We start from the raw sequence: 4,696 nt of genomic DNA on the forward strand, positions 1-4,696 counted from the left end.
CCCGGCGCGAGAAGAACATTAGCCCATCCCGCCCCGAGTTCAAAAATCGGGGTCCCCCGCAGGACGACGTACCGTCACCTGCTGGTCACCAACGGGACCCGATTCGCCTTAGCACTAAGGTGTTCCGTGGAAGGAGCGGCACATGCTTATCTGGGTGAACGGCGAGCTCGGCGGCGAACTGGCGACGGTTCCGGCGCTGGACCACGGACTGACGACGGGTGACGGGGTGTTCGAGACGATCAAGATCGTCGACGGACAGCCGTTCGCAGTACGGCGGCATCTGGAGCGGCTGGTCCGTTCCGCGACCGGACTCGGTCTGCCGGCACCGGATGTGGCGCGCGTCGAGGCCGGCATCGCCGAGGTGGTCGCCGCGGATCCGGACATTGCGTTCGGGCGGCTGCGGATCACGTTCACCGGCGGCGTCTCGCCACTCTCCTCGGATCGCGGGACGACGGGTCCGACGATCGTGATCGCGACCCAGGCCATCGAGCCGCCGTCGCCGACCTCGGCGATCGTGACCGTGCCCTGGACACGCAACGAGCGCAGTGCGGTCGCCGGTCTGAAGACCACGTCGTACGCCGAGAACGTCCGCGCCCTCGCCTATGCGAAGGAGCGTGGCGGCAGCGAGGCGATCTTCGCGAACACCACCGGCGTGCTCTGCGAAGGCACGGGTTCGAACATCTTCTGTGTGTACGACGGTGAGCTCGTGACGCCGACCCTGGAGTCGGGTGCACTGGCCGGGGTGACCCGCGCGCTCGTCCTCGAGTGGTTCGGTGCGACCGAGCGCGACGTACCGCTGGAGCAGCTCTTCACGGCCGACGAGATCTTCCTCACATCGACGACGCGCGACGTCCAGGGCATCCATCGGGTCGACGACCGCGAGCTGCCCGCGCCGGGCTCGATCACCGCACAGGTCGTGAAGATCTTCGCGGATCGTTCGCTCGAGGATCTCAACCCCTAGAGGTCCTTCGGGGCATCGAGCATCTGGGAGGTCGCGACGGTGACGATGTTCTCGCGGGTGAAGACGTCGACGCCGGCCAGGCGGTGCAGCCACTTGCGGTAGATGACCGGCTCGACCTTGTCGGCAACCGCGTTGTACCAAAGCTTGAACGCCGCCCAGTTGTTCCCGGGTTCGACCTGCCCGAAGAACTGCGCGGATGGTGTCGCCGCGACGGCCTTTCGGGTCTCGTTCCAGAGGTCATAGGTGAATTCGCGCGACACCTTGATGTCCTTGGGCGTACCGAGCCGGTGCACGTGTCCACCGACGAACGTGTCGATGTCGAGCTTCGCGAGAACGTCGTGCGCCCGCAGCACACCGGGCACGCTGTCCGCAGTCCCCCACGCACTGAACGGCGACCAGCCAGGCAGTACGACGTCGATCATCAGCGCGGCCCGTTGCCGCGGCGCGTGCACGATGATGTTGCCGGCCTCGTGGTTCGGGCCGGGATAGCTCAGTTCGAGATGCTGATTGCCGACGGTCAGCGAATACCGGTCGGTGAAGGTGCGGGTCGGCATCGGCCGGGTCTTGTCGTGCTCGGCGCGGATCAGCCGCGCGGTGTCGGCGTGAGCGATCCGGATGATGTCGCCGAACGCCGCCGCGCCGGAGATGTGGTCCGCGTGGTGGTGGCTGTACACGAGGTGCGTGACGCGCTTGCTGGTCACTTTGCTGATCGCCGCCGGCAGCGCCTTGGCGAGCGCGGGCGGCGCGTCGAGCAGGATGACACCGCGGTTGCTGACCACGAAGGCCGACTGCGTTCCACCGGCGGTGACGGCGAACATCTCGGGCCCGATCCGGTCGAGGCGGTATCCGTCCGGCCCCATCGGCAGTGGCTTCGCATCAGCCGGCAGCGCTGCGAACTTGGGTTGCGCGGGCGTCGCCGTACCGGCTGCTGAGGCTGGATTGTTGCCCAGTACGACGCTCGCGGCGCCGGCTGCGGCGGCGATCGAACCCAGCTTCAGCAGCCCCCGGCGGGACGGGGCATTCGTTACCTCACTCATGGTCTGCTCGCTCTCTCGAGAGTCGTTCAAATTGGAACTACCTGATCGACGATAGCGCCTTGTTCGAATTTGAACAATCATTCGATAGGATGAGGCCATGGCGGACGGACACGGGCTCACCGACCGGGAACTGCGCACCTGGCGGACGTTCCTGGGTGTCGCGACCCTGCTCAATCAGCAGGTCGAACAGCAACTCAAGGACAACGCCGGCCTCTCGCACCCGCAGTACGAGGTGCTCGCGCGACTGTCCAACGCCCCCGGCGGCGAACTACGCATGACCGAGCTCGCCGGCGTCGCCCTCACCTCGAAAAGCGGCCTCAGCTACCAGGTCACCCAACTCGAAAAAGCCGGCCTGGTACGACGGCGCCCGTGCGACACCGACGACCGCGGGATCATCGCCGCCCTCACCGACGCCGGCTGGGCCAAACTCCGCGAAAGCGCCCCGGACCACGTCACCCTGGTCCGAAGCGCCTTCGTCGATTCCCTCACCAAAGAACAGTTCGCCGCCCTCACCACAGCCGTGGATGCCTTGGGCACCCACCTAGGACTGACCGGCCAAACCGTCACCGCGCTACGCGAGCAGAGCTGACTACTCCCCCGACGCCTTGCGGCGCTCGCGATAGGCGGCCACATGCAGGCGATTCCCGCAGGTGCGGGCGTCGCAGTACCGCTTCGAGCGGTTGCGGGACAGATCGATCAAGGCGTCGTCACAATCCGGCGCCTCACACCGGCGGAGCCGCTCGCGCTCCCCCGCCGAGATCACCTGCGCCAGCGCGATCCCGCACTCCACCGTGATCCGGCAGGCCAGCGACGAACCGTCCCGCGAATAGTGGATGTGCCACGGGTGCCCGTCATGGTTCGTCAGCCGCGGCGTCGTCGTACCCCGGGCAATGATCGCGTTGATCATCGCCGCCGCCGTCGCATCCGAATCCGTCGTGAACACCGGCGAGAACAACGGCCGCAGATCCCGGACGTCGGCCAGGTCCTTGTCCGTCAGGATCCCGACCGCACTGAACTCCCGCTCCTGGACGAACTTCTCCAGCTCCTCCAAGGTCCCCATCGTGTCGACCTGGCTGTTCGGCCCGGGCAGCGTGTTGACCAGCCGGACCAGCGTGCCGAGCGCCTGCTCGGTGTCGTGCGAGAAAGTCACAATCACGTCTCCAACGTGACGGGGTCTCCGTCCTGGCCCAAGAGTAGCCCGCCCCGATTAGAACGTCGCCGCATCATGCGCTAAGGTTTCACCCGCAAGACCCCACCAGGCAACACCAGCAACACGCACCACGCCTGGGCGATTGGCGCAGTGGTAGCGCGCTTCGTTCACACCGAAGAGGTCACTGGTTCGAACCCAGTATCGCCCACGAAGTCGATAGGCGACCTGTGTCCGCGGAAAGCGCGGACCTGGTCGCCTTCGTCGTTTGTGCGGCTGCGCTTCGCTTGCCGCAGGCGGGGGCTTCGCCACCCGCACCCCCTTCGCCTCGCTTCGCTTTGGCGGCTTGGGTGGGGGCACGCTCGCCGGTTCCCCGCGATGGCTGAGGATCGCTCATACGGTTCCGGCTGTGGCCGAGGCGCGCTCCCCCGGTTGCGCGCTGCGGTTGGGGCTCGTTTGTCGGGCTGCGGCGGGGGCTCGGGTCTGTTAGGTCAGCCAGGTGCCGTTTTGCATGAGGGTTCTGTCTTTTAGTTCGTTGGACTCTTGCCAGGCTTGGATTTTGGTGGGGGTGGCTCGGATGAAGGGGTAGTTGGGGAGGGGGCGGGGGTCGAAGCCGGCTTTGGTGGCGAAGGCTTGGGCTTCGGTGGGGGTTGGTTGGGTGTTGTCGGTGGTGGCGGTTAGGTGCACTACGTCTCGGAGGGTGCCTAGGGTCAACTGCAGGACTGGGTTGGCTTTTAGGTTGCGGGCGGTGGGGTTGTTGCGGGCGGTGGATAGGTAGAGGTGTTGGCCGGTCCAGAGGAATGAGAGGGGCATCAGGTACGGCGTGCCGTCTGGGGAGGCGGTGGCGACCCACGCGTCTATGTCGTGGGTTAGGCGGTGGAGGGTGTCGCGCTTGCGGATGGCGAGGGGCCGGGGCTCGGCGGTCGCGGTCATTTGGAGAGGTTTTCACAGGGTCTGGGGACGGCGGGGGTGGGCTGGGCGTTCTTGGGGTGTGGATGCTGTTGCGGCGTTGGGGTTGTGGGACGGGTTTCCGATGGGTGGTGGGGGTCGGGCTCGGGCGATTGTGTTGATGGATTGTGCGGTGGGGCCGGGTGGGTTGCCTTGGGTGGAGCATCGGGAGCAGGTGTTGGGTGGGCGGCCGGTGGTTTCCGAGGTCGCGTTGCCGGCGGGGGTGTTGGAGCGGTTGCAGCCGGCGTCGGTCGGGAGTGATCGCGAGCCGGTGCGGGTGGTGTCTGTACGGCGGGTGTCGCCTGAGTTCCGGACTGATCGGGGGCATCGGCCGTTGCCGGCTTGGCGGATCGAGCTCGGGATTGCGGGGCGGCGGACGAGGGCTGGGCGCGGCTCGTCGGCTCTGCTGGCGCTGGATGCCTGGACTGAGGGGTTCCGGTGGAGGTCATTTCGGTGGGGTGAAGTGACGAAAACCGGAGGGCTCGACGGCGTGTTGAGTGGACAGAATGCGTGGTGCTTGTGTGACGGATGAGGCTGTTTTCAGGCGTGAGAATCCGGTTTTGGCGGACGCCGAAAGTGCGCTACTGTTCTGCTCACGCCGGA

At 66.6% G+C, this 4,696-nt stretch carries 5 protein-coding genes and 1 tRNA gene; 3 read left to right on the plus strand and 3 right to left on the minus strand.

Going from position 1 to position 4,696, the window contains the following annotated elements:
- Positions 1-142: 142 nt before the first annotated feature.
- Positions 143-961: an aminotransferase class IV gene (locus ACFCV3_RS42565; protein ID WP_376041152.1), complete on the plus strand. Its 819-nt coding sequence runs from the start codon at positions 143-145 to the stop codon at positions 959-961.
- Here ACFCV3_RS42565 and ACFCV3_RS42570 read toward each other — a convergent pair.
- Positions 958-1,998 (minus strand): MBL fold metallo-hydrolase, encoded by a 1,041-nt coding sequence (locus ACFCV3_RS42570; RefSeq protein ID WP_376041154.1) that lies wholly within the window; start codon positions 1,996-1,998, stop codon positions 958-960. The two genes, ACFCV3_RS42565 and ACFCV3_RS42570, sit on opposite strands and share 4 nt — an antisense overlap.
- A gap of 97 nt (positions 1,999-2,095) precedes the next feature.
- Here ACFCV3_RS42570 and ACFCV3_RS42575 point away from each other — a divergent pair, with 97 nt between their 5' ends.
- A complete protein-coding gene (locus tag ACFCV3_RS42575; protein ID WP_376041157.1) occupies positions 2,096-2,587 on the plus strand; it encodes a MarR family winged helix-turn-helix transcriptional regulator in 492 nt (163 codons plus the stop codon).
- On the opposite strand, the gene ACFCV3_RS42580 is transcribed toward ACFCV3_RS42575, so the two are convergent.
- The gene (locus tag ACFCV3_RS42580) at positions 2,588-3,154 is read right to left on the minus strand and encodes a CGNR zinc finger domain-containing protein (RefSeq protein ID WP_376041160.1); all 567 of its coding nucleotides are present in this window, start codon (positions 3,152-3,154) and stop codon (positions 2,588-2,590) included. It lies immediately after the preceding gene.
- A 130-nt stretch (positions 3,155-3,284) separates the two neighbouring features.
- Between ACFCV3_RS42580 and ACFCV3_RS42585 the strand changes: the two genes are divergently transcribed.
- Positions 3,285-3,356 (plus strand) — tRNA-Val (locus ACFCV3_RS42585).
- Between the two features lie 275 nt (positions 3,357-3,631).
- Here ACFCV3_RS42585 and ACFCV3_RS42590 read toward each other — a convergent pair.
- A complete protein-coding gene (locus tag ACFCV3_RS42590) occupies positions 3,632-4,078 on the minus strand; it encodes a pyridoxamine 5'-phosphate oxidase family protein (protein ID WP_376041162.1) in 447 nt (148 codons plus the stop codon).
- Positions 4,079-4,696 lie beyond the last annotated feature (618 nt).

It is taken from the genome of Kribbella sp. NPDC056345, assembly GCF_042262745.1.
Lineage (GTDB): Bacteria > Actinomycetota > Actinomycetes > Propionibacteriales > Kribbellaceae > Kribbella.

Bases quoted from the DNA above. Each gene is read 5' to 3' on its own strand.
- ACFCV3_RS42570 (WP_376041154.1), bottom strand. From the start codon at position 1,998: ATGAGTGAGGTAACGAATGCCCCGTCCCGCCGGGGGCTGCTGAAGCTG.
- ACFCV3_RS42590 (WP_376041162.1), bottom strand. From the start codon at position 4,078: ATGACCGCGACCGCCGAGCCCCGGCCCCTCGCCATCCGCAAGCGCGAC.
- ACFCV3_RS42575 (WP_376041157.1), top strand. From the start codon at position 2,096: ATGGCGGACGGACACGGGCTCACCGACCGGGAACTGCGCACCTGGCGG.
- ACFCV3_RS42565 (WP_376041152.1), top strand. From the start codon at position 143: ATGCTTATCTGGGTGAACGGCGAGCTCGGCGGCGAACTGGCGACGGTT.